The sequence below is a fragment of the Paraclostridium dentum genome (genome assembly GCF_048568265.1).
Lineage (GTDB): Bacteria > Bacillota > Clostridia > Peptostreptococcales > Peptostreptococcaceae > Paraclostridium > Paraclostridium dentum.
In genome coordinates, this window is sequence record NZ_CP183813.1 from 747,053 (window position 1) to 771,458 (window position 24,406).

The following is a 24,406-nucleotide window of genomic DNA, read 5'->3' on the forward strand; positions in this document are numbered from 1 at the left end:
AGGAGGATATAAAATGCAAGAGACAGTTATAGGAATTTTTGAAGATGTTTTAGGTTGTGACGAAATAAGAGAGGATTTAAATTTAAATTTATTTGAAGCAGAGCTTTTAGATTCATTAGCTATAATAGAAGTTTTACTTGAAATTGAAGAAAGATTAGGAATAACACTTCAACCAACAGACTTAGAAAGAAGTGATATGGCAACAGTAAATAACTTAGTTAAGTTCTTAGAAGGTAGAAAATAATAAAATTTAATAATAAATAAAATTAAGGAGGAAATTTATTTCCTCCTTGGTTTATTTATAAAACATCGATATAATCCATATATTCAACTATATCATTATAAATTTCAAATACAGGACTTATATTTTTCATAGTATTATCAAAGTATAATTTTATAACATCGTCAGTTTTATAAAGAACTAAATCTTTATTATCTTGATTTGTAAAAGATATAGTTTTTTCACTGTTATACTCATCAACATCAATAGTTTTTACAACACAATTATGTTTGCTTATTTTTGTAGCAATGTTGAAAAGTAAATCGTCAGTGCAGTTTTCTAGTCTTAAAACTAGACAATGATATGTAGTTTTAAAATTCATGGGAAACCTCCTTGGATAAAGTCAAAATTTGGCATATTATAATGCCATATAAAAATTTTAACACATTTATATAAAAAAACAAATTTGCAAAATATAAAAATAAATATATAATATATAAAATAGACTAGTTAAGGAAATAATTAAATTAAACTTAAGATTCAGAGGAGACGAAGTTTTATGTCAAAAGTAGCAAAAGCAGCTGTCGGTTTAATGGCTGCAACATTAATAGCCAAGATACTAGGATTTGGTCGTGAACTAGCACTAGCATCAGCGTATGGAGCATCAGGTACTAGTGATGCATTCTTAGTAGCTATGAATATACCTGCAGTTATATTCTCGGCAATAGGAACATCTTTAGGAACTGCATTTATACCTCTATATTGTGACTTAGAGGCTAAACAAGGAAAAAAAGCTTCCCTTAGATTTTCGAATAACGTACTTAATATAGTTGTTTTGTTATGTTTAATAACTTCTTTAGTAGGAGTTGTTTTTACAGAACCAATTGTTAAGTTGTTTGCGGTTGGATTTAAAGGAGAAACATTAACTCAAGCTATATATTTTACAAGAGTACTAATTCTTGGAATGGCATTTTTAGGAATGAGTTACATAATGATGGCATTTTTACAAGTTAAAGAAAACTTTGTAATACCAGGGCTTATGTCTGTACCATATAATATGCTTATTATAATTTCTATATTTTTAAGTGTAACAATTAATCCAAACTTATTACCTTGGGGTACTTTAATTGGATTATCTTTACAATTTATATTCCAATATCCATTTGCTCGTAAAAAAGGATTTAAGTACAGACCATATATAAATTTAAAAGATGAATACTTAAAGAGAATGTTATGGCTAATAGGACCTGTTTTAATAGGTGTAGCGGTAACTCAAGTTAATAGTATAGTAGATAGAACAATAGCTTCTACATTGGTAGAAGGAAGTATTTCTGCGCTTAATTATGCAACAAAATTAAATCAGTTTGTAATGGGTATGTTTATAGTTTCTATATCTTCGGTTATATACCCAATGCTTTCTAAATTATCTACAGAGAATAATAAAAAGAAATTTAAAGAATCAATAGTAACAGCTATAAATGTAGTAACATTAATAATAATACCTATTTCTGTAGGAGCTATAATACTTGCTGAGCCTATAGTTAAATTATTATTCCAAAGAGGAGAGTTTGATGCTAGAGCTACACAAATGACAGCTATAGCACTTATATTCTATTCAATTGGTATGTTAGGATTTGGACTAAGAGATATTTTAGGAAAAATATTCTATTCATTACAAGATACTAAAACACCAATGATAAATGGTATTATTGCAATGGTATTAAATATTGTATTAAACTTAGCTTTTGTAAAATATACTAATATGGGATTAGGTGGACTTGCATTTGCTACAAGTATTTCTTCTTTAGTAACTATAGCCTTACTATCTGTAAGTTTAAGAAGAAAAATAGGTGCGTTCGGTGGTAAGAAAATTATCTCAGTTCTTATAAAGTCGATAATAGCTGCACTTTTAATGGCGCTTGTAACTAAATTTACGTATAATGTTATAGATGCATTTTTAAGTGCTGGATTTATACAAGATGCAATTAAATTAGCTATATCTGTAGGCTTAGGTGCTATAGTATATGCAGTTTCGATAATTGTATTAAGAGTAGATGAAGTTAAATTAATATTTAAAATGATAAATAAAAAAGTAAAACGTAAATAAATAAAATATAGAGAAAAAAGCTACAGATTAATCTGTAGCTTTTTTGTTTTAAAATTATTAATATATAAAATAGTTAGAAAATAAAATTTATTTAACGATAAAAAGGAAATATATGTTAACTTGTAGAAATATAATATAAAGTAAGAAAAAATAAAATAAATAGGTGATGTAATGAGCAATAAATTAAATGAAGGTAATTATGAGCTTGTTTTAAAACATACAATAAAAAACTTTCAACAATCCAATATTGATCAAATATTACAAATGTCAAATTCTACATACAATCATGATGAGAAATACTTCAAAATTAAATTCCTAAACACATTTTTAAAAGTACAATATCCATCTGGAAAAATCTTAAAAGAATCTAATGAAATTATAACTGACACAGCTACAAATATATTAATATTAAGGTTTTTAACTAATGCAAAGGGAATAAAAGAAACTAAAAAATACTTAACTTACAAAGAAATTGAAGGTGGATATGTTTATTATCCAAATTTTAAATCAAGAACTATTAAGAAATTAATTGATAGTTATGGTAAGGAAATAGAAAAATTTAAATTACATATGGAAAACATAGGGGCTGAAAAATTAGAAATAGGGGATATTTCATATAAGGTAAGATTTATAAATGATACTTATGTGGTGTTTGTATTGTGGGAAGGCGATGAAGAGTTAGAGCCATCTGGAAATATATTATTTGACGCTAATATAAGCTATTATTTTAATGCTGAGGATTTAGCAGTTGTTCCAGAGATAATATTACTAAATTTAAAATAAATATTGAATTAGAATGTCATAAATTGTTAATTATCATAATATATACTATTAATAGATTATAGGGGGTACCTAATTATGAATATAGCTAGAAGTATAAGAAGTGTGAAGAAAAAACAAAGTAAAGCATACACATTAGTTGCAATAGCTGATGTATTAGTACTAGCTGCTTCATTTGGAATTATAATGATAAATTATTAGAAGTAAAAGGCTGTTTCATTTGAGACAGCCTTTTTAATTTACATTATAATAGTATATATAATAAAAACTTGGGAGGATACTATGGAATATATAGAGCAAATAAAAAACTATAAACCTATAAATGAGCAGGAAAAAAATGATAGAGAATTAATATTAGAGTGTATAGAAAAGCACGACGATATATTAACTAGAGAGAATAAGATTTGTCATATAACAAGTTCAGGATTTATTGTTAATAAAAATAGAGATAAAGTACTTATGATACATCACAATATATATAACTCATGGGGATGGACAGGTGGTCATGCAGATGGGGATAGTGATTTATTAAATGTAGCTATAAAAGAAGCCAAAGAAGAAACTGGAATTAAAAGTGTTAAACCGATAACTAATGAAATTTGTTCGATAGAAATTTTAACAGTTAATTCTCATATAAAGAGAGGAAAGTTTGTATCGGCACATCTACATTTATCAGTAGCTTATGTTTTAGAAGCTGATGAAAATGAAGAACTTTTTATTAAGGAAGATGAAAATAGTGGAGTAAGATGGATACCAATAGATGAAATTGAGGACAATGTAAATGAGGAGCATATGATAAGTATTTACAATAAACTTATACAAAAAGCTAAAAATATTTAAAAAATTAAGCTAAGCTAGAACTTAGGAATTTTGAGATAAGTTCTAGCTTAGCTTTTATCATGTTAAGACTTAAGAAGTGAGTCTATAATTATTCTTACATGAATCTAACATTTTTTCTAATTTAATTTTTGGATCTTTATTATTATGACGAGGATTTGAAGCTTGCTTTAAATAATTCTTATATTCTTTAGATTCTTTTTTGAAAAATTTGTAGATAGAAAGATTAAATAGATTTTCACTTTCTTTGAAATTAATATAGGTTAGATAAGAGTCTTTGATATTATGATTAGAGCTTAATAAATTATATATTTTAGATTTTATTATATCTAAATTGTTTATTAGATTTTCTGTATTTATATCGAGTTCATTGTTAACAAATGAACAGTTTTTAGAGCTATTAGTGAGAATAGATAATACGTCATACTGAGCTAATTTTATTTCTTTTACAAAATAATTATATAAGAAGAATAAATCTCCGAGTTCTTTTTCAGATTGAAATTCTCCTTTTGAAATTAATTTAATTGACTTTAATTCTTTATCTGATGATACAGTAATTTGAGTTCCATTATTAAAAACTATGGTATTAGGAAATGAAATGTCTTTAAAATCAATGGGACCAACTAAAATTTTATCTTTAACTTTAAAAAAACTTTCTCCTTGATATATTATAAAATCATTACCATAATTGTAATAAATAGTCTTGGTTGGAACTATATCACCAAATTTAAATTCATTTAACTTATCATAAGATTTTATTACGTTACCACTATTGCCTAGTATTGGATAATAGAAACATTCAAATAACATATAAATCCTCCTATTTTTATATTATAATTTGTTAAAAAATTATTTATCTTATACTTTAAATATAGCTAAAGCTCCTATATATAGCAACTATAATATTAAAAGAAAATAATATTAAAAACATCAATCATTGACATTTATATTTATTATAGATATTTAAAGGAACTAAACCTATAATATTAGTATATGAATAAAATAATATTTGGGGGTATTTTAAGTGAAATTTATAGATTTACATTGCGATACGATAGATTTATTAATGTTAGGAAAAGGTGGAAGTAATTTAAGTCAAAATGAACACTGCATAGATATAAAAAAACTAAAAGAAGGTAACTGTTTAGCTCAGACATTTGCATTATATGTTGATATTGATGAACATAAAAATGCATATAAGCACTGTATGAATATGGCAAATAAATTCCATGAAGAGATAAAATTAAATAATGAATTTATAGGCTTAGCTACTAACTATACAGAAATAATAAAAAATGAAAAAGAAGGTAAAATGAGCGCACTTTTAGCAATAGAGGAAGGTGCTGTTTTAGAGGGAAATATAGAAAATTTGAAAAAATTCTATGACCTTGGCGTTAGAATGATTACATTAACATGGAACCATGAGAATGAAATTGGGTATCCACATATAAAGCCAGAAAATGCAACTAAGGGATTAAAACCATTTGGAATTGAAGTTGTTGAAAATATGAATGATTTAGGTATGGTTGTAGATGTATCACATTTATCTGATGCAGGCTTTTATGATGTAGCAAAGATATCTAAAAAACCATTTATTGCAACTCACTCAAATTCAAGAGAAATGACTAAACATAGTAGAAACTTAACTGATGAAATGATTAAGATATTAGCAAATGCAGGAGGTATAACTGGAATAAACTTCTGTAGTGCATTTATAGGTGAAACTCCTATGACTATGATCAGTGATATGGTAAGACATATAAAACATATGAGAAATGTAGGGGGAATAGATGTAATAGCACTTGGTTCAGATTTTGATGGAATAGAGTCTCCTGTTGAAATTAAAAATTCAAGTGAAATGAATAAGCTTGCAATACAGTTGGAAAAAGAAGGTTTTAAAGTTGATGAGATAGAAAAGATTTTTTATAAAAATGCACTTAGAGTAATTAAAGATGTAATGTAAAAAACAGGCTCATTCTATTTAATAGAATGAGCCTGTTTTTGAGTGTCTATTTTATTAACTCTAAATATCCACTTGGGTGGAAATAGTAAATATGACTAGTATCTTGGTCAACGAAATATCCCATATCAGTTTCAACATCTGGTAAGAATACGTATCCTTTTAAACCTTTGTCTTGTAAAGCTTTAAAATTATCTGAAGTTCCTTGGAATATGTAATTTACTTTGTCATTATTATTTATTAAAAGCTGTTGTGCATCAGCTTGAGTTAATGTATGTTGTTTTTGAACAGTTGCTTGATTATTATTTTCTTGAGCAAAAGTTATTTCATGAGTAGGATTTACTAAAAATAGTCCTCCAACTAATATTGATAAAACTAAGATTGATTTTTTCATATGTAAAACCCCTTTTCTTTATATAATATTTATTTAAGTATAATTGCTTATGTCTTTCTATATTTAAATATTACCATAGAAAAAATATAGATAACAGTTACACCGTTGTTACTTACGGTTACGAAATTGTAATTAAAAATGTGTTTAAAATACAAGTTAATAAATGTGAATATATACTCTTTTTAATTCCTATTATATAATTAATATGTATGAAATTTTATTGAGAGAGGTTTTTATGGCAGGAGAAGGAATCGTACTTAATTTACTAGAAAAAACTAGTTTTCTAATAGTGATTTTAATTTTAATGAGTAAAATTAAAATCTTAAAGAATATATTAAAAAGTGAGCAAAATAATAAAAGAAATTTAATTATAATTTCAGGTGTATTTAGCTTTCTTGCTATTGTAGGAACGTACCTTGGAATAGATGTGGATGGCTCTATGGCAAATGTACGAAATATTGCGATAGTTTCAGGAGGAATGTTGTTTGGACCTATAGTAGGGGTTACAGCAGGCATTATTGCAGGAGTTCATAGGTTTTTAATTGATATAAACGGGATAACAGCAATACCTTGCTTTTTAACGAGTGTGTTGGCAGGTGTTTTATCAGGATATTTATGCAATAGAGTAGATAGTGATAAAAAATGGGTGGTTGGAATAATATGCGGAATGTTTGTTGAAAGCATGAGTATGGAAATAATTTTAATATTATCAAGACCTTATGATATCGCAGTATCTATTGTTAGGCACATATATATACCTATGATGATAGGGCAGGTTGGAATAGGTTTTTTAATATCTATTTTGCAGAGTTTAAGAAGAGAAAAAGAAGAAATTGCAGCGCAACAAGCAAAGTTATCACTTGATATAGCAAACAAAACACTTCCATATTTTAGGAATATGAATAAAAACTCATTAAATAAAGTTTGTGAAATAATAAAAAATGATATAGATGCTGATGCTGTATCGATTACAGATAGGAAGGTTGTATTGTCTTATGTTGGAATAGGAGAAGACTATTTTAAAAATAACAATAAGACTTTAAGCAATATAACTAAAGAATGTATTATTAAAGGTGAAATTATATATATAAAAGAAGAACAAGAAGAATATTTAGTCGATAAAAAGACTCCTTTAAAAACAGCTATGATAATTCCCTTAAAAGAAAATGATGAAACTGTAGGAACGTTAAAAATATACTACTCAAAGCAACGTGAAATAACAGAATCTAGACAAGCATTAGCTATTGGGTTATCTCAAATGATATCTACATTGATGGAAATATCTAAGGTTGAGCAAATGAAAGAGGCAGCAAATAAAGCTGAAATAAAGGCATTACAAACTCAAATAAATCCACATTTTTTATTTAATGCATTAAACACAATAACTTCATTTATACGAATAAATCCAGATATAGCTAGAAATTTAATTATAAATTTAGCTACTTTTCTAAGATATAATTTAGAGTTTAGTGACACGACTATAGATATAAAAAAAGAATTAGAGCAAGTGAAAGCATATGTTGAAATCGAAAAAGCAAGATTTGGAGATAAGTTAAATGTAATTTATGATATAGATGAAGATGTTAATATAAAAATACCGAGTTTAATAATTCAACCATTAGTTGAAAATGCAATTATACATGGAATAAGAGCTAATGGAGGTCATGGAACTGTTAAAATTAGTGTTAAAAATAAAACTAATAAAATATATATAAGTGTAGAAAATGATGGAGTAACGATAGATGAAGATATAATAAAAAAAGTTAAAAATGGAAATATGCCAGAAAATAAAATTGGACTTTATAATGTACATTTAAGAATGAAACTTATGTATGGCAAAGGCTTAAGTATAAAAAGACTAAATCCAGGTACAAAAATAGAATTTTCAATATAGGAGGATTTAATAATGAAGTGTATTATCGTAGAAGATGAATTTCCAGCAAGAGAAGAACTAAAATATTTTATTAAAAATCATAGTAATATTGAAATTGTAAGTGAATTTGATAATGGAATAGATGTTTTAAAATTTATACAAGAAAATAGCATAGATGTTATATTTTTAGATATAAATATACCTATGTTAGATGGTATATTGCTAGCTAAGACTATAAATCAGTTCAAGTATAAACCTAAAATCGTGTTTATAACAGCTTATAAAGAACATGCAGTGGAGGCATTTGAATTAGAAGCATTTGATTATGTCTTAAAGCCTTATTCGGATCAGAGAATAATAAATACATTAAATAAGCTAAAAGACTGTGAAGAAAATGAAAAGGTTTTAAAAAGAGAACAAAATTTAGAAGAAAAAAGCGATATGCAAGATACAATAACGATGTGGAAAAATGATAAAATTATAGTTTTAAAATTTGATGATATATATTACTGCGAAGCAAACGAAAGAGAAACAATAGTTTATACAAAAGAAAATGAATATATAGTTAAAAGCTCTATTTCTGAGTTTTTCAAAAGTTTACCGAGTAATCAATTTTTTAAAACGCATAGATCTTACATTGTTAATATAAATAAGATTAAAGAAATTATACCTTGGTTTAATAGTACATATATACTGAAGTTAAATGATATAAAAAAAGAAATTCCAGTTAGCAGAAGCAATATAAAAGAATTTAGAAATACTATGCACATATAAGAGGTACTAAAGAAATTTAGTATCTTTTTTTATATGATTTTATATCTGAATTTATGGAAAATATTCCGGAAAAAGAAATGTACAATTAGAAAAAATTCCAGTAAAATAAATTTAAAGAAAACGTTAACAAAATTCGACAGGAGGATATAACCATGGAAAAAGTAACACAATTTATAGAAGAAAAAATGGTACCAAAAGTAGCTAAATTTTCAAATTTACGTTATATAAAAGCATTACGTTCAGGATTCTTTGCTATAATGCCTCTTACAATAATAGGGTCTATATTTTTATTAATAGCAGATTTTCCTGTAAGTGGATATGCAGAATTTATGGCTAACATATTTGGGGCAAACTGGGGAGCTTATTTAGAGCCAGGTTATAGAGCTACATTTGATTTGATGGGAGTCATGTTAGCTGGAACGTTATCATATAAACTGGCTGAAGATTATAAGTTAGATAGTTTATCTGTAATGATAATATCTTTAGTAGCTTATATGATAGTAACTCCTAAATCTATGACAACAGATGCCGGAGAATTTGTGAATAAAGTTATTCCTATGGTTTGGTTAGGTGCTAGAGGAGTTATAACTGCAATTATAATGAGTATATTATCTACAGAAATTTATAGATTTGCAATTGATAAGAAAATAGTGATTAAGCTTCCAAGTAATGTCCCAGAAATGGTAAGTAAGTCATTTACAGCTTTAGTACCAGGGACTATAGTAGTTTTAATTTCACTAATATTAAATGGAATATTCTTATTTATGGGAACTACAATGCATGACTTTATATACACTGTATTACAAGTTCCATTACAAGGGTTAACTTCATCAGTAGAAGCTATAACTGTAGTGGCAGGATTAAATGGATTATTATGGTGGTTTGGAATACATCCTACTGTAGTTAACTCAATAGTTAATCCTTTATTAAATGCTAATGCTATAGAGAATTTAGAACTATTTAAAGCTGGACATCTTACATTTGAAAATGCAAATGTAGGAACAATACAAATGATAGATCAATTTGCTACAATAGGTGGAGCAGGTATGACTATAGGGCTAGTAGTTGCTATGCTTATAGTTGCAAGATCTCAAAGATTAAAGATGATGTCAAAATTAGGGGCAGTTCCATCTTTATTTAATATAAATGAGCCACTTATATTTGGTACTCCGATTATATTAAATCCATTAATGTTAGTACCGGTTACTTTAGCACCTATAGTATCAGTATTGATAGCTTACTTAGCTATGAAATTACAATTCATGCTACCGTTTAATGGAGTTATAGCACCTTGGACGACACCACCTATAATAAGTGGGTTATTAGTTAGTGGATGGCAAGGAGCATTGATTCAATTGATAGCTATAGTTGCATCTACTTTAATATACTTACCATTTGTAAAAGCACTAGATAATCAATATAGAAAAGAAGAACTAGAAGTTGAAGAAAATAATTCAGAATCAGATTCTGAAGATGATGAATGGGCGTTATAACATGAATTTAAATAAAAAGATTTCACTAAATGCTAGAAATTTAAGCAAATTAGAAAAAGACTTATTACATGATTTATTAGAAAATAAAAGCAAATTTACTTATAAAAAGTTTACTATAGCGAACATTGCAAATGAGTTTTCAGTTAGTAATACAAGTGTCCATAGACTATCAGAAAAATTAGGATATGATAGTTTCATCCAATTTAAAGATGATTATTTTAAAAGAAATGAAAAAAGTTCAAATGAAAATACTGTTTTGAATAATGATTTTGTAAACCTTATGATAGATACATATAGTTTAGTATCAGAATCTATAAGTGATGAGATAATTGACAAAATGAATAGCTGCAAAAAAATTAATATTTACGGTATGGGAATGAGCAATTATCTAGGAAAGATCTTTCAAATAAAGTTACAACTTTTAGGTATTCCAGCTGAACAGCACGATGACTCAAGATTTATGAGACTATCAAGCCGCATATTAAAAAAAGAAGAAGATTTAGTTATAATACTTTCAAGAAGTGGAGAAACACCTGAGTTACTTGAAGTTTTGGTCGAAGCTAATTTGAAAGAAATAGATGTTGTATTGATAACGGAAACAAGGGGTTCTACTTTTGAAAGAATGTGTAAATATAAAATTTACACAGGGTGCACTCAAGATTCTGACACAGACATTGATACAAGACTTAACTTTCATATAGCTATGGATATGCTTATAAAAAGGTTTATAGAAAAATACAAGAAGAAGGTATAGCCATGTATGATTTTGAAGATATATTATGTAGAAAAGAAAATGGATCTAAAAAGTGGAATGAGGATTATATAAATAGAAGGTTTCCAGGATTTAAAAGTCCATTTTATCCACTATTTATAGCTGATATGGACTATAAATTGCCAATTGAAATAACTAATAATTTTATGGGATTTATACAAAAAGGTGATTTTGGATATTTTGATGTTTTAGAAAAATTTAATGAATCTATAGTTAATTGGTATAAAAAAATAAATGATATAGAGATTGATAAAAATATAATATTACCTGGAATAGGGACTTTGGCATCTATGAATTTAGTAGCTAAAACTTTACTAAATAAAAATGATAGTGTTTTGATTTTTACTCCAGTGTATGGACCGTTTAGAGATATAGTGGAAAACAATGAACTAAATCTTATTAAGCAACCATTAAAAAATATAAAAAACAGATACTATATTGATTTTGATGAACTTGAATCCAATATAATTAAGAATGACATAAAATGTGTATTGATGTGTAATCCACATAATCCATCTGGAAGGGTATGGAATTACGATGAACTAAATAAGTTAGTATATATATGCAAAAAATATAATGTTTTTTTATTATCAGATGAAGTTCATAGCGACTTGGTATTAAATGATAAAAAATTTATTTCTTTAATAAATTTTGAAAAAGATTATGAAAATATAATAATTAGTTCATCTCCAAACAAGACTTTTAATTTAGCTGGAGTGTGTGGTTCGTATTTACTAATAAAAAATAAAATACTTAATGATAAAATAAAAAATACATTTCTTAAAAACAAATTAGAAATAAACAGAGTGGGATACGAATTTTTAGTAGCTTGTTATGAATATGGACATAATTGGGTAGATTCATTGAGAGAAAATATAAAAGAAAACTTAAAAATTGTAGAACTTTTATTAGACAACGAAGGAATAGAAGTAATGACTCCAGAATCTGGATATTTAGTTTGGGTTAGATTGAATAAAGTTAATGATAGTTTAGAGTTTGTTGAAAAGCTTGCTAGAGAAAGTGGAGTATTAATAGAAAGTGGAACAAGGTTTGTTGATAGTGAAAATGGATATATACGTATAAATATAGCAACTAGTAAAACTATAATTGAAAAATCAATGAGAGAACTTAATAAATTTTATGATGAGTTTGTAAAAAAAGAAGTTGTAACTTAGTTATGGCTTCTTTTTTTATGTGAAACTACTAAATGAATTTTAAAAAAATTAAAAATTATACATAAATTTTAAAAATAATATTGACAGTGATAACTATTATCAGTAAAATATAAAACAAGTAATGAAAACTATTATCAATAATTAACTAGTTTCAGAAAGAGAGAGTAAACTAATGAAAAAAAGATACTTATTAATTATATTAATATTATTGTCAATAACCTCTTTGTTTATAGGAGTTAACGATATAACTTTAATGGATATTGTAAGTTACAATAAAGAAAAAGTTGATATATTTTTTATAAGCAGAGTTCCTAGACTTGTGAGTATACTGTTGGCGGGATTAGGGATGAGTATATGCGGATTAATAATGCAACAGGTAAGTCGAAATAAATTTGTTTCACCTACAACGGGTGCAACAATTGATTCAGCTCAATTGGGATTGGTATTTGCAATGTTGATTATACCAAGCACAGGATTAGCTGGAAAAATGATAGCATCATTTGCTTTTGCACTTGCAGGAACTTTTATTTTTATGAAGATTTTAAAAAGTTTAAAGTTTAAAAATGCTGTATTTGTTCCATTGATAGGTATAATGTTTGGAAACATTATAGGTTCTGCAACTACTTTTATAGCGTATAAATACAATCTTATGCAAGATATAACTGCTTGGATGCAAGGTAACTTTTCTATGATAATAAAAGGAAATTATGAAATGCTATACATAACAATACCATGCATAATAATGGCTTACATATATGCAAATAAATTTACAATAGCAGGAATGGGTGAAGATTTTGCTACTAATTTAGGTCTTAATTACAATAAAGTTGTTAACTTAGGTCTTATGATAGTAGCAATTGTAACAGTTTGTGTAGTTATAACAGCGGGAAGTATACCTTTTATAGGCTTGATAGTACCAAATATAGTATCTATGTACAAAGGTGATAACTTAAAGGATAGCATATGGCATACTGGGTTATTTGGAGCAATATTTGTTTTAGTATGTGATATATTTTCAAGGACTGTCATATATCCATATGAAATTCCGATAGGGCTTACGGTTGGAGCTATTGGAAGTATAATATTCCTTTTTATGATTTTAAGGAGGGGAAATCATGCAACAGCTTAGCACTTTAGAAAAAGAGATAAATATAAAGATAAACTTAAAAAGTAAACTATACATATTAGGGGTTCTAATCGTAATTTTTTCAGCATTATTTTTAACTGTAGGAGTTAATTTTGATCATATAGATTATGCTATGAGCCAAAGGATACCTAAACTTATAGCAATTGTTATAACTGGGGGATGTATAGCTTTTTCATCAATCATATTTCAAACTATAACAAATAATAATATACTAACGCCAAGTGTACTAGGATTAGACTCATTATATGTTTTAATTCAAACGGTAATAGTATTTTTATTAGGAGTGGAAAGCTCATTTATAACTAACAAAAGTTCTAATTTTTTATTATCATCATCACTAATGATTTTAGCATCTTTTGTTCTTTACAAAAAACTATTTGAAAGATCTAACAATAATGTGTTTTTCTTACTACTTGTTGGTATGATATTTGGAACCTTATTTAAAAGTATGTCTACATTTATGCAAGTAGTGATAGATCCAAATGAATATGCTGCGCTTCAAAATAGTTTATATGCTAGTTTTAGTAATGTAAATACCGAAATCTTGATGATGTCAGTAATAATGATTATAGCTATTATACCATTTATATATGATGAACTTAAAATGTTAGATGTAATATCCTTGGGAAAAGATCATGCAATAAATTTAGGTGTAAATTATGATAAAGCTGTAAAAAAATTAATAATAGTTGTGGCTATGTTAGTTTCAATATCAACTGCTTTAGTTGGACCTATAACCTTTTTAGGACTTTTGGTTGTAAATGTAGCAAAGCAGTTATTTAAAACATACAAGCACACATACTTGATAAGTGCATCAATTTTAATAAGTATATTAACTTTAGTAGTAGGTCAGTTTTTAGTAGAAAGAGTATTCACATTTACAACTACTATAAGTGTAATTATCAATTTTATAGGTGGGTTATACTTTATATACTTGTTATTAAAGGAGAGTAAAAATCAATGATACAAGTAGAGAACTTAATAAAAAAATATTCAAATAAAAATGTTGTTGATAAGGTATCTATAAATATAGAAAAAGGCAAGATAACTTCATTTATAGGTCCAAATGGAGCTGGAAAGAGTACAGTTTTATCGATGATAACTAGGCTAATGAAAAAGGATAACGGAGAAGTTCTAATAGATGGCAAGAGATTAGAAGAGTGGGATAACAAAGAGTTGTCTAAAAAAATAGCTATATTAAAACAATCAAATAATATAAATTTAAAACTTACAATTAGAGAGCTAGTTAGCTTTGGAAGATACCCTCATAGCGAAGGCAGATTAACAAAAGAAGATGAAAAATATATAGATGAAGCTATAGATTTTATGAAATTAAAAGATATTCAAAACAAATATTTAGATGAATTAAGTGGAGGTCAAAGACAAAGGGCCTACATAGCGATGGTAATAGCACAAAACACTGAATATGTATTTCTAGATGAACCACTTAATAACTTAGATATGAAACATTCTGTTGAAATGATGAAAGTTCTTAGAAACTTATGTGATGAATTAGGGAAAACTGTTGTATTAGTTATGCATGACATAAATTACACATCTTGTTATTCTGACTATATAGTAGCATTGAAAGATGGTAAAATTGCTAATCACGGGAAAACACAAGATATAATCAATAAAGAAGTTTTAGAAGGTATATATGATATGGAATTTGATATTAGAGAAATAAATGGAGATAGGATTTGTGTTTATTTCTAAAAAAATTTAAATATTAACTGATAAAGATAATCATTATAAAAAAGGAGAAAAGAAAAATGAACAAAAAAGTGGCGTTAATATCAGGAATTGTTATAGTTGGTTTAATAGGAGGAACATTATTATTTGGATCTAAGAAAAATGATAAAACTAGCGAACAAAACAATCATGTTATAAAAATTGAACATGCACTTGGAACAACAGAGGTAAAAGAAAACCCTAAAAAGGTAGTAGTATTTGACTATGCAGCATTAGATGCTATAAAAACTTTAGGAGTAGAAGGTGTAGTAGGAACGGCTCAAAGTTCATCTATGCCACCTTACTTAAGTCAATATGAATCTAGTGAATACGCAAATGTAGGCGGACTTAAAGATCCAGATTTAGAAAAAATAAACGAACTTAAACCAGATTTAATAATAATAAATGGAAGACAACATAGTTTCTATGATAAGTTAAGTGAAATAGCTCCAACGATATCTTTAGCTAAAGAAGATGGAAAATATATGGAATCTTTTACACATAACATGAAAGTATTAGGAGACATATTTAATAAAGAGGACCAAGTAGATTCAGAATTAAAGAAAATAAATGAAAAAATAGAAGATATAAATAAAGAAGTTACTAAAAATGGATACAAAGCAACAACATTAATGGTAAGTGATGGAAATTTAAGTGCTTTCGGATCTGATTCAAGATTTGGAATGATTTATAATAATCTTGGATTCAAAAATACGGATAGTAATTTAAAATCTGCAGACCATGGTCAAGATATATCATTTGAGTACGTATCAAGTCAAGATGCTGATTATATATTTGTTATAGATAAATCAGTTATAGCAAGTGATAAAAATCAAAAGCCAGCTAAAGAGATATTAAATAATGATTTAGTAAATAAAACTAATGCTGCTAAAAATGGCAACATAGTATACTTAGATACTCATTCTTGGTACTTAAGTGATGGTGGATTTATATCTACAAATACTATGTTAGATGAAGTAGATAAAGCGATAGATAATAAATAATATAAAAAAGTTGTATGTAAACTATGCAGTTTTCATACAACTTTTAAATTTCTATTAATATTAATTTTTGTAATTACATATACTCAAATTGGGTATATAATAGTATAGACAAGGAGGGATGGTATGTTAAAAGAATTTATAAAATATTACAAGCCATATAAAAAATTATTCATACTTGATTTAATAGCTGCATTTGCTGTAGCTTTATGTGACCTAGTTTATCCAATGATAACTAGAAATATAATGAATGAAGTTGTACCAAATAAGGATTCAAGGATGTTAATTGTATTTGCAGTTACATTACTATTAATATTTATAGTAAAAGCAGGATTAAATTATTTTATGCAGTACTGGGGACACGTTGTAGGTGTTAGAATGCAAGCTGATATGAGAAGTTATGTATTTACTCATTTACAAAAGCTTCCTAATTCATATTTCAATGATAATAAATCTGGGGTTATAATGTCTAGAATCATAAATGACCTTATGGAAGTTTCAGAATTAGCACATCATGGACCGGAAGATTTATTTGTGTCATTAGTTATGTTAATAGGTTCATTCTTAATATTATTAGGAATAAATGTACCTCTTACATTAATCATTTTTGCGATATTGCCATTTATAATTTTGTATGCTGTAACTCAAAGAAAAAGAATGTCAAAAGCATTTATGGACACAAGAGTTAAAACAGGAGATGTAAATGCTACATTAGAAAATAGTATAGCAGGTATGAGAGTTACTAAATCATTCTGTACAGAAAAAGAGGAGTTAGAAAAGTTTAATGAGTCTAATGATATATTTAGACATGCTAGAGAAGGCGCATACAAAGTTATGGCAGAGTACTTCTCAGGAATGTTCTTATTTATAGATATATTAAACCTAGTTGTTTTAATAGTGGCTGGATACTTTACTTATATGAACTATATAAACTTAGGAGATTTTGCAGCATATCTTCTTTATGTAAATTTATTTATACAACCAATTAGAAAATTAATAAACTTTACAGAGCAATACCAAAATGGTATGACAGGATTTGAAAGATTTTCAGAAATTATAAATGAAGAAACTGAAAAAGAAGCTAAAAATCCTATAGAACTTAAAGATGTTAAAGGAAATATAGAAATAGAAAATGTTTCGTTTACTTATGAAGATGACAATGAAGTATTTAAGAACTTAAGCTTATCTGTAGAAGCTGGTAAGACTGTAGCATTAGTTGGTCCATCTGGTGGAGGGAAAACTACTTTATGTAATCTTATACCTAGATTCTTTGATTTTGAAGAAGGAGATATAAAAATTGATGGAATTAGTGTAAAAGATGTTAGCTTAAATTCATTAAGAACAAATATAGGTGTAGTAGCTCAAGATGTATTTTTATTTACAGGTACAATAAAAGAAAATATAATAATCGGAAAGTCAGGTGCAACTGACAAAGAAGTTATAGATGCATGTAAAAAAGCTAGAATACATGACTTTATAATGACACTTCCAAACGGATATGATACTTACGTAGGGGAGAGAGGAATTAAGCTTTCAGGTGGCCAAAAGCAAAGAATATCTATAGCTAGAATATTCCTTAAAAATCCACCTATAATGATATTAGATGAAGCTACATCAGCTCTTGATAATGTAACAGAACAAGAAATACAAAAATCTTTAGAAGAATTAGGAAAAGATAGAACGAATTTAGTTGTAGCTCATAGGTTATCAACTATACAAAGTGCAGATGAAATAATAGTCTTAACTCAAAATGGAATAGAAGAAAGAGGAACTCATAAAGAATTAATTGAAAAAGGCGGAGTATACTCAAAACTTCATAGAAAATAAAAAATACTTAAGCATAAGGTAAATATAATTTATCTTATGCTTTTTTGCGTTTAAAGAACGTGAAATTTTATGAATAGATTAACATCTAAAAACATATATGCATATAAAAGAGTATTAATTATTTTAAGGAGGGAACTATTAATGAAAGATTCTATATATCCTCAAATGAAAATAATAGAAACTGATAAATATATATTAAGACCTATATGTGTAGAAGATGCAATAAGTATGTTTGAGTATTACAGCCAGGAAAAAGTAGTTAAATATTTACCTATAAAAACTCATAAATCAATAGTTGAGACAAAAAGATTTATAAGAAATTATTTTATAAATAGTTATAAAAAAGGAAATGTAAATCACTGGGCTATAATAGATAAAAAAAACAATAAATTAATTGGGAATATAGGTCTTAACAATGTGTCTGACAAAGATAAAGAGGCTGAGATTGGTATATGTATAAACCCTATTTACTGGGGAAATGATATAGCAACAGATTTGACTAAGTATTCCCTAATGTATGGATTTAAGGTTTTAAATTTAGAAAAAATAACAGCAACTACATATGAAGAAAATCCTAGAACAAGAAAATCTTTAGAAAGCTTAGGCTTTAGATATGTAAGCACTTTAGATAAAAAGATGAAAATTTCAAATACTATAAAAATGATAAAATGTGACAAGTATGAATTGTATAGAAAAAATTATATATTATCTAGGTATTTAGATTAATTAAAATTAAAAATAGACATAAAAAAAGTATGAATTAAATTCATACTTTTTTTAAGGGCATTTTAATAATTAAAATATAAACGGGGATTTATATTAATCATTTAATTACAATAAATATTCTGAATATTATTATAGTTTAAAAAATAAAAAATGTAAATATAATTTTAAAAAAAATTATATTTAATATTGAGAAAACTTGTCTATAATACAATATGAATTGGAAAATTATGGTCATTCATATGGAATTCACATTTATACTATAAAATATAGTTGAAGATAAATTTTAGGAGGTACATAAAAAAATATGGATAAAGAAAAAAAACATATAAGTAACAAAGTATGGATAATTACAGGCGTTTTAGCAGTTGGCATAGGGATAGCAGGATTTTATCTTGGAAAAGAAAAAGGAAGAGATTTACCGGCAACTAGTAGGCATTATAGCGAAAATAAAGTGATAGCAACTATTGGAGACACAAAAATAAAGGAAAAAGAATTGAAAAATGTAATGGAACCTTTATTTTATATGAATGGCAAGACTAAAATGACTGATGAAGAAATAGATTATTATGAACAAAATATGATAGACCACATAGTGACGACAGAAACGCTGTATAAAGATGCAGTTAAAAATAAATTTAAGTTAGACAAAAAAACAATTGATGCTCAGTACAGTAATTATATGGCTACTATATCTAAAACATTTGGTTTGGATGAGGAAGCTTATTTAAAACAGTTTGGAATAACTAAAGATGAAATGAGAAAGTCTATAGAAAAAGAAGCTGTAGCTGCTAAATATATAGAAGAAAAAAGCCAGGTAACAGATAAACAGGTTGAAGATTATTACAACAAAAACAAAAAAGATTTTAACCAGATAAGTGCATCTCATATATTAATAAAGAATACTGATGAAAATGGAAAAAAACTAGATGATGCTAAGTTAAAAGAAAATAAAAAGTTAGCTGAAGATATATTAAAACAAGCTTTAGAGGGAGGAGACTTTGCTCAATTAGCTAAGAAGTACTCTGAAGATGGAAGTGCTCAAAGTGGAGGTGACTTAGGTTACTTTGGAAAAGGTGACATGGTAGCTGAATTTGAAAAAGCTGCATTTACTTTAAATAATGGTGAAATATATCCGAAGATTGTTGAAACTCAATATGGATACCATATAATAAAGAAAACTGGAGAAAAAGAAATGTCTTTTGACGATGTTAAAGAAAAGCTTAAAGAACAACTAGTAGGAGAGAAACAAAACTCTTTAATTGATAAGTTAACAAAAGAATATAAAGTAGATGTTAAAAAATAAAATTTATTAAAAATGTATCTTCCTATATGACTATGATTTATAAATGTGATAAAATTATAGTAAGCATATACGGGGGGGCGATTTTAAATGATAAAAAGACCACAGGAACTAACTGAAAAAAAAGTTAAAAACCTAAGGGATGGTAGAGGAACTACTACTATGTATCATTTGATTGAAGGAAAAGAATTAAAAAATAAGGCTAAGTTAATTTCAAGATTAGTTTTAGCACCAGGTTCATCTATAGGAGTTCATGATCATACAGATGATTTTGAAGTATATTATATAATTAAAGGTGAAGGTAGAGTATTAGATGATGGATTTATGCAGCCAATTGGATCTGGAGATGTTGTTTACACAGCAGATGGAGAGTCACATTATCTAGAAAATACTGGTGATGAAGAATTAGAATTAATAGCAATAGTTATAAATGATTAAAAAAGATGGGATAACCCATCTTTTTTTATGCTTAAAAAATATATTTATTAGAAATTACTGATATTATATGAAACTTGGTTATATAAATTAAATATGTTTTGAACATAAAAAATTTTTTGTTAAAGTAAAAATTTAACATATTTTAAATATTAAATGTTAGAAAACTGATTTTTTGTTGTATATATAATTTGTAAAGAAAAATATGAAAATCACCAAAAATGGTTTTTTTTCGTATACAATAAAAAATAATAGGAAAAGTTACAGGATTTTAACTATTTATGTTTAATATACAATTAAACTGTCGTATATAAAACGTAAGTATAAAATCAACTTAAAACAGGGGGGATATTTATTGAATAAAAAAATAGCAATAGCTACGCTTGCATTCATGCCATTGACAGCTACAAATGTATTTGCATCTGGGCAGGAAGGTATTGTAACGGCTCCATCATTAAATGTAAGAAGTGAACCTTCAACAGGAAGTTCTTTTCTTTTTTCTATTAAGCAAAATGAAAAAGTAACTATATTAGAAAGCCAAGATGGATGGTATAAAATAAAAGCAGGAAATGGAAATTCTGGCTGGGCTTCTAGTGAGTATATAAAAACAGATATTAATCAAAATAACCAATCAGAATCCAAAAGAACAGTTACAGCAGATGTGCTTAATATGAGAAGCGGAGCATCTACAAGCTATAGAACAATAGCGAAAATAAAAAAAGGAACAGAAGTCGAATTAATATCAGAGAGTAATGGCTGGTCAAAGATTAAGTATGAGGGAAGAATCGGATATGCATCAAGTGAGTTTTTATCAAATGAGAATAATATAAAACCAAGTGAAAAACCAAGTACTAATCAAAATACAGGTGCAAATTCTAATAATAATACAAATGAAACTAAAACAATAGGAAAAACAAAAGTAGTAACAGCAACATCATTAAATGTAAGAAGTGGACCATCAACAAGTAGTGGTGTAATAGGGTCATTAAAACAAAATGATAAAGTAGAAGTAATATCAGAAAGTAATGGCTGGTCGAAAGTTAAGTTCAGCGGAAAAGAAGGATATGTATCGAGTGCATATTTAAAAGACTCTAATGGTGGAAATACTGGCGGAGGAAGTGAAAATCCAAATCCAACACCAGGAAAAACAAAAGTAGTAACAGCAACATCACTAAATGTGAGAAGTGGACCATCAACAAGTAGTGGTGTAATAGGATCATTAAAACAAAATGATAAAGTAGAAGTAATATCAGAAAGTAATGGCTGGTCGAAAGTTAAGTTCAGCGGAAAAGAAGGATATGTATCAAGTACATATTTAAAAGACTCTAATGGTGGAAATACTGGCGGAGGAAGTGAAAATCCAAATCCAACACCAGGAAAAACAAAAGTAGTAACAGCAACATCGTTAAATGTGAGAAGTGGACCATCAACAAGTAATGGTGTAATAGGATCATTAAAACAAAATGATAAAGTAGAAGTAATATCAGAAAGTAACGGCTGGTCGAAAGTTAAGTTCAGCGGAAAAGAAGGATATGTATCGAGTGCATATTTAAAAGACTCTAATGGTGAAAATACTGGTGGAGGAAGTGAAAATCCAAATCCAACACCAGGAAAAACAAAAGTAGTAACAGCAACATCGTTAAATGTGAGAAGTGGACCATCAACAAGTAATAGTGTAATAGGGTCATTAAAACAAAATGATAAAGTAGAAGTAATATCAGAAAGTAATGGCTGGTCAAAAGTTAAGTTCAGCGGAAAAGAAGGATATGTATCAAGTACATATTTAAAAGACTCTGATGGTGGAAATACTGGTGGAGGAAGTGAAAATCCAAATCCAAGTAAAAATAAAATAGTAACAGCAACATCGTTAAATGTGAGAAGTGGACCATCAACAAGTAATAGTGTAATAGGGTCATTAAAACAAAATGATAAAGTAGAAGTAATATCAGAAAGTAATGGCTGGTCAAAGATTAAATTTAATGGAAAAGAAGGATATGTATCAAGTACATATTTAAAAGACTCTGATGGTGGAAATACTGGTGGAGGAAGTGAAAATCCAAATCCAAGTAAAAATAAAATAGTAACAGCAACATCGTTAAATGTGAGAAGTGGACCATCAACAAGTAGTAGTAAAATAGGATCTCTAAGACAAAATGAAGTAGTAGAAGTAATATCAGAAAGTAATGGATGGTCAAAAATTAAATTCAATGGAAAAGAAGGTTACGTATCAAGTGACTACTTAAAAGACTATAGTGGAGGAAGCACAGGTGGAGGAGGTAGCTCTGAGGTTGTAGATGGAGCTACAGTTAATAATACGCCTGTAAGCTATACTTTAACACAACATATTAACCAACAAGTTACGAAAGGTAATGGAAATATGATCGCATCACGTGGGTTTGTACAAGCTAGTAGATCTGATATAGAACACTATATAAACCCAAGTAACTTTACAGGTAGCAAGAGTAGTATGCTACAATTTTTAAGATTAGATAGCTATAAAGGTGGAATAACTGCAAGTGAATTAAATGGATATTTAAATAGTTTAAGTCCTACATCAGGAGGCTCTAATGTTTTCTATAATCAAGGACAAGCATTTATAAATGCTGCGCAAAAACATAATATAGATTTAGTATACTTAGTAGGACATTCTATGCTAGAAACAGGTTATGGAAGATCTACTCTTGCACAAGGACAAGTTTTAACATCTTATCAAGGTAAACCACTACCTCAGCCTGTAAAAGTTTATAACTTCTTTGGAATTGGAGCATTCGATGGAACTGCAAATCTTTCAGGGGCTGAAGCTGCATATAAAAATGGATGGACAACAGTTGAAAAAACTATAGATGGTTCAGCTAAGTGGTTATCTTCAAATTACATACATAGTAGTAAATACGGACAAAACACTTTATATAAAATGAGATGGAGCTATGAAAATTTATGGCATCAATATGCTACAGATGTAAACTGGGCAAATGCTATATCAGGAGTAATGAATAAATTGGTAGGAATGTATGACACAACTAGCAATTTAGTTTATGAAGTTCCAGTTCATAAAAAATAAAAAAATGAGGGCAATCCCCTCATTTTTTTACGCAATTCTTTTATACTTTAAAAAAACATCTATGTTGTTTTCACTAATAATATTTTTTATATTACCAAAATTATAAGTAGCTAATGCATACTCTCTCATATTATCAAAAATAAACTCTTCATTTTTATCCTCAAAGTCTATAAGTCTATGAGCTATAGACCAAGCTATAGACTCTCTATTTATAAGATTTTTCTTTAGATTTATAACACATTCCTCTAAATCAACCGGCAAGCTTTTTTTGTGAAGATTTTCTATATCTATATCTATATCATATTCAACAAGTTTATTTATAAAGATTTTGATTAATTGACTGTATTCAGCCCTGCTAGCATCTATGCTTGAATCCAGTATATGGCCAATCTCATGATATATAACAAATTTAGCTATAGAAAAAATGTTTTTACTAGATATGTTTAAAAAAATGTTCTTAGAATGTAAGAATGAAAAAAAGTTATAACAAAAAGATACAAATCCCTGCTTTGAAACTAGTATAAGTCTTAACCTAGGTAGGGTACATATAGGTATGAATCTTTTTTTAAAATAAAGCATATATAATTTTTTATTAACATTTACACTTTTTACAATTTCTTTTATTATTTTTTTTTCGCCTAAATCTTCATAAGAAAGTAAAATTTTATTTATTAAAACGCTATCAACGTTATCCATGAAATCACCACCTTAAATGTGTCGTCTAACTTACTTACTAATATATTATTAAAAAATATATATTTTGTAGCTAATCCTAATAAAAAAAGTAGTATAT

The 24,406-nt window shown here is 27.3% G+C and carries 24 protein-coding genes; 20 read left to right on the plus strand and 4 right to left on the minus strand.

Going from position 1 to position 24,406, the window contains the following annotated elements; all coding sequences use genetic code 11:
• Window positions 1–13: 13 nt before the first annotated feature.
• Window positions 14–244, plus strand: a complete 231-nt coding sequence (gene dltC / locus ACN6I1_RS03285) for a D-alanine--poly(phosphoribitol) ligase subunit 2 (protein WP_021428708.1) — start codon at window positions 14–16, stop codon at window positions 242–244.
• Between the two features lie 55 nt (window positions 245–299).
• Here the strand turns inward: dltC and ACN6I1_RS03290 are convergent, their stop codons facing one another.
• Window positions 300–602, minus strand: a complete 303-nt coding sequence (locus tag ACN6I1_RS03290; RefSeq protein ID WP_021428865.1) for a hypothetical protein — start codon at window positions 600–602, stop codon at window positions 300–302.
• 177 nt (window positions 603–779) lie between these two features.
• Between ACN6I1_RS03290 and murJ the strand changes: the two genes are divergently transcribed.
• The 4 genes from murJ (at window position 780) to ACN6I1_RS03310 (ending at window position 3,947) form a co-directional block, all read left to right on the plus strand.
• Window positions 780–2,327, plus strand: coding sequence for a murein biosynthesis integral membrane protein MurJ (gene murJ / locus ACN6I1_RS03295; RefSeq protein WP_021432216.1), 1,548 nt, complete (start codon window positions 780–782; stop codon window positions 2,325–2,327).
• A 171-nt stretch (window positions 2,328–2,498) separates the two neighbouring features.
• Entirely contained in the window at window positions 2,499–3,110 is a 612-nt protein-coding gene (locus tag ACN6I1_RS03300; RefSeq protein ID WP_082367482.1) for a DUF3786 domain-containing protein, read from the plus strand.
• A gap of 75 nt (window positions 3,111–3,185) precedes the next feature.
• On the plus strand, window positions 3,186–3,308 hold the full coding sequence (locus ACN6I1_RS03305; protein WP_264318572.1) for a hypothetical protein: 123 nt from the start codon (window positions 3,186–3,188) through the stop codon (window positions 3,306–3,308).
• Between the two features lie 81 nt (window positions 3,309–3,389).
• The gene (locus ACN6I1_RS03310; protein ID WP_419742704.1) at window positions 3,390–3,947 is read left to right on the plus strand and encodes an NUDIX hydrolase; all 558 of its coding nucleotides are present in this window, start codon (window positions 3,390–3,392) and stop codon (window positions 3,945–3,947) included.
• Between the two features lie 69 nt (window positions 3,948–4,016).
• Here ACN6I1_RS03310 and ACN6I1_RS03315 read toward each other — a convergent pair whose 3' ends face one another.
• Window positions 4,017–4,754, minus strand: coding sequence for a hypothetical protein (locus ACN6I1_RS03315; RefSeq protein ID WP_419742705.1), 738 nt, complete (start codon window positions 4,752–4,754; stop codon window positions 4,017–4,019).
• Between the two features lie 214 nt (window positions 4,755–4,968).
• Between ACN6I1_RS03315 and ACN6I1_RS03320 the strand changes: the two genes are divergently transcribed.
• Complete coding sequence (locus tag ACN6I1_RS03320; RefSeq protein WP_419742706.1) at window positions 4,969–5,907, plus strand: dipeptidase; 939 nt, start codon at window positions 4,969–4,971, stop codon at window positions 5,905–5,907.
• Between the two features lie 46 nt (window positions 5,908–5,953).
• Here ACN6I1_RS03320 and ACN6I1_RS03325 read toward each other — a convergent pair whose 3' ends face one another.
• On the minus strand, window positions 5,954–6,298 hold the full coding sequence (locus tag ACN6I1_RS03325; protein ID WP_021432222.1) for a hypothetical protein: 345 nt from the start codon (window positions 6,296–6,298) through the stop codon (window positions 5,954–5,956).
• Window positions 6,299–6,533: 235 nt separating this feature from the next.
• Here ACN6I1_RS03325 and ACN6I1_RS03330 point away from each other — a divergent pair, with 235 nt between their 5' ends.
• The 14 genes from ACN6I1_RS03330 (at window position 6,534) to ACN6I1_RS03395 (ending at window position 23,613) form a co-directional block, all read left to right on the plus strand.
• Window positions 6,534–8,192: a sensor histidine kinase gene (locus ACN6I1_RS03330; protein WP_029878132.1), complete on the plus strand. Its 1,659-nt coding sequence runs from the start codon at window positions 6,534–6,536 to the stop codon at window positions 8,190–8,192.
• A gap of 12 nt (window positions 8,193–8,204) precedes the next feature.
• On the plus strand, window positions 8,205–8,945 hold the full coding sequence (locus ACN6I1_RS03335) for a LytR/AlgR family response regulator transcription factor (protein WP_419742707.1): 741 nt from the start codon (window positions 8,205–8,207) through the stop codon (window positions 8,943–8,945).
• Between the two features lie 152 nt (window positions 8,946–9,097).
• Window positions 9,098–10,438, plus strand: a complete 1,341-nt coding sequence (locus tag ACN6I1_RS03340) for a PTS sugar transporter subunit IIC (protein WP_021428731.1) — start codon at window positions 9,098–9,100, stop codon at window positions 10,436–10,438.
• Window position 10,439: 1 nt separating this feature from the next.
• Window positions 10,440–11,192: a MurR/RpiR family transcriptional regulator gene (locus tag ACN6I1_RS03345; protein ID WP_021432225.1), complete on the plus strand. Its 753-nt coding sequence runs from the start codon at window positions 10,440–10,442 to the stop codon at window positions 11,190–11,192.
• 2 nt (window positions 11,193–11,194) lie between these two features.
• Complete coding sequence (locus tag ACN6I1_RS03350) at window positions 11,195–12,385, plus strand: MalY/PatB family protein (RefSeq protein WP_419742708.1); 1,191 nt, start codon at window positions 11,195–11,197, stop codon at window positions 12,383–12,385.
• Window positions 12,386–12,557: 172 nt separating this feature from the next.
• Window positions 12,558–13,514, plus strand: coding sequence for an ABC transporter permease (locus tag ACN6I1_RS03355; RefSeq protein ID WP_025162825.1), 957 nt, complete (start codon window positions 12,558–12,560; stop codon window positions 13,512–13,514).
• The gene (locus ACN6I1_RS03360; protein ID WP_419742709.1) at window positions 13,501–14,496 is read left to right on the plus strand and encodes an iron chelate uptake ABC transporter family permease subunit; all 996 of its coding nucleotides are present in this window, start codon (window positions 13,501–13,503) and stop codon (window positions 14,494–14,496) included. The genes ACN6I1_RS03355 and ACN6I1_RS03360 overlap by 14 nt, the downstream gene beginning before the upstream one ends.
• Complete coding sequence (locus tag ACN6I1_RS03365; protein ID WP_053831199.1) at window positions 14,493–15,248, plus strand: ABC transporter ATP-binding protein; 756 nt, start codon at window positions 14,493–14,495, stop codon at window positions 15,246–15,248. Before ACN6I1_RS03360 ends, ACN6I1_RS03365 begins: the two co-directional genes overlap by 4 nt.
• A 56-nt stretch (window positions 15,249–15,304) precedes the next feature.
• A complete protein-coding gene (locus tag ACN6I1_RS03370; protein ID WP_419742710.1) occupies window positions 15,305–16,267 on the plus strand; it encodes a siderophore ABC transporter substrate-binding protein in 963 nt (320 codons plus the stop codon).
• A 123-nt stretch (window positions 16,268–16,390) separates the two neighbouring features.
• Entirely contained in the window at window positions 16,391–18,091 is a 1,701-nt protein-coding gene (locus ACN6I1_RS03375) for an ABC transporter ATP-binding protein (RefSeq protein WP_021428775.1), read from the plus strand.
• A gap of 141 nt (window positions 18,092–18,232) precedes the next feature.
• Entirely contained in the window at window positions 18,233–18,817 is a 585-nt protein-coding gene (locus tag ACN6I1_RS03380) for a GNAT family N-acetyltransferase (RefSeq protein WP_419742711.1), read from the plus strand.
• A 304-nt stretch (window positions 18,818–19,121) separates the two neighbouring features.
• Complete coding sequence (locus tag ACN6I1_RS03385) at window positions 19,122–20,120, plus strand: peptidylprolyl isomerase (RefSeq protein ID WP_419742712.1); 999 nt, start codon at window positions 19,122–19,124, stop codon at window positions 20,118–20,120.
• Between the two features lie 87 nt (window positions 20,121–20,207).
• Complete coding sequence (locus ACN6I1_RS03390; RefSeq protein ID WP_021428853.1) at window positions 20,208–20,555, plus strand: cupin domain-containing protein; 348 nt, start codon at window positions 20,208–20,210, stop codon at window positions 20,553–20,555.
• 352 nt (window positions 20,556–20,907) lie between these two features.
• The gene (locus tag ACN6I1_RS03395) at window positions 20,908–23,613 is read left to right on the plus strand and encodes an SH3 domain-containing protein (protein WP_419742713.1); all 2,706 of its coding nucleotides are present in this window, start codon (window positions 20,908–20,910) and stop codon (window positions 23,611–23,613) included.
• A 27-nt stretch (window positions 23,614–23,640) separates the two neighbouring features.
• On the opposite strand, the gene ACN6I1_RS03400 is transcribed toward ACN6I1_RS03395, so the two are convergent.
• Window positions 23,641–24,309, minus strand: coding sequence for a hypothetical protein (locus ACN6I1_RS03400; RefSeq protein ID WP_148551109.1), 669 nt, complete (start codon window positions 24,307–24,309; stop codon window positions 23,641–23,643).
• Between the last annotated feature and the right edge of the window lie 97 nt (window positions 24,310–24,406).

Excerpts from the sequence above, each read along its gene's own strand:
- ACN6I1_RS03370 (WP_419742710.1), top strand. The coding sequence starts at position 15,305 with ATGAACAAAAAAGTGGCGTTAATATCAGGAATTGTTATAGTTGGTTTA.
- ACN6I1_RS03340 (WP_021428731.1), top strand. The coding sequence starts at position 9,098 with ATGGAAAAAGTAACACAATTTATAGAAGAAAAAATGGTACCAAAAGTA.
- ACN6I1_RS03390 (WP_021428853.1), top strand. The coding sequence starts at position 20,208 with ATGATAAAAAGACCACAGGAACTAACTGAAAAAAAAGTTAAAAACCTA.
- ACN6I1_RS03335 (WP_419742707.1), top strand. The coding sequence starts at position 8,205 with ATGAAGTGTATTATCGTAGAAGATGAATTTCCAGCAAGAGAAGAACTA.
- ACN6I1_RS03325 (WP_021432222.1), bottom strand. The coding sequence starts at position 6,298 with ATGAAAAAATCAATCTTAGTTTTATCAATATTAGTTGGAGGACTATTT.
- ACN6I1_RS03355 (WP_025162825.1), top strand. The coding sequence starts at position 12,558 with ATGAAAAAAAGATACTTATTAATTATATTAATATTATTGTCAATAACC.
- ACN6I1_RS03315 (WP_419742705.1), bottom strand. The coding sequence starts at position 4,754 with ATGTTATTTGAATGTTTCTATTATCCAATACTAGGCAATAGTGGTAAC.
- murJ (WP_021432216.1), top strand. The coding sequence starts at position 780 with ATGTCAAAAGTAGCAAAAGCAGCTGTCGGTTTAATGGCTGCAACATTA.
- ACN6I1_RS03380 (WP_419742711.1), top strand. The coding sequence starts at position 18,233 with ATGAAAGATTCTATATATCCTCAAATGAAAATAATAGAAACTGATAAA.
- ACN6I1_RS03290 (WP_021428865.1), bottom strand. The coding sequence starts at position 602 with ATGAATTTTAAAACTACATATCATTGTCTAGTTTTAAGACTAGAAAAC.
- ACN6I1_RS03350 (WP_419742708.1), top strand. The coding sequence starts at position 11,195 with ATGTATGATTTTGAAGATATATTATGTAGAAAAGAAAATGGATCTAAA.
- ACN6I1_RS03305 (WP_264318572.1), top strand. The coding sequence starts at position 3,186 with ATGAATATAGCTAGAAGTATAAGAAGTGTGAAGAAAAAACAAAGTAAA.
- ACN6I1_RS03365 (WP_053831199.1), top strand. The coding sequence starts at position 14,493 with ATGATACAAGTAGAGAACTTAATAAAAAAATATTCAAATAAAAATGTT.
- ACN6I1_RS03400 (WP_148551109.1), bottom strand. The coding sequence starts at position 24,309 with ATGGATAACGTTGATAGCGTTTTAATAAATAAAATTTTACTTTCTTAT.
- ACN6I1_RS03310 (WP_419742704.1), top strand. The coding sequence starts at position 3,390 with ATGGAATATATAGAGCAAATAAAAAACTATAAACCTATAAATGAGCAG.
- ACN6I1_RS03330 (WP_029878132.1), top strand. The coding sequence starts at position 6,534 with ATGGCAGGAGAAGGAATCGTACTTAATTTACTAGAAAAAACTAGTTTT.
- ACN6I1_RS03385 (WP_419742712.1), top strand. The coding sequence starts at position 19,122 with ATGGATAAAGAAAAAAAACATATAAGTAACAAAGTATGGATAATTACA.
- ACN6I1_RS03345 (WP_021432225.1), top strand. The coding sequence starts at position 10,440 with ATGAATTTAAATAAAAAGATTTCACTAAATGCTAGAAATTTAAGCAAA.
- ACN6I1_RS03375 (WP_021428775.1), top strand. The coding sequence starts at position 16,391 with ATGTTAAAAGAATTTATAAAATATTACAAGCCATATAAAAAATTATTC.
- ACN6I1_RS03360 (WP_419742709.1), top strand. The coding sequence starts at position 13,501 with ATGCAACAGCTTAGCACTTTAGAAAAAGAGATAAATATAAAGATAAAC.
- dltC (WP_021428708.1), top strand. The coding sequence starts at position 14 with ATGCAAGAGACAGTTATAGGAATTTTTGAAGATGTTTTAGGTTGTGAC.
- ACN6I1_RS03300 (WP_082367482.1), top strand. The coding sequence starts at position 2,499 with ATGAGCAATAAATTAAATGAAGGTAATTATGAGCTTGTTTTAAAACAT.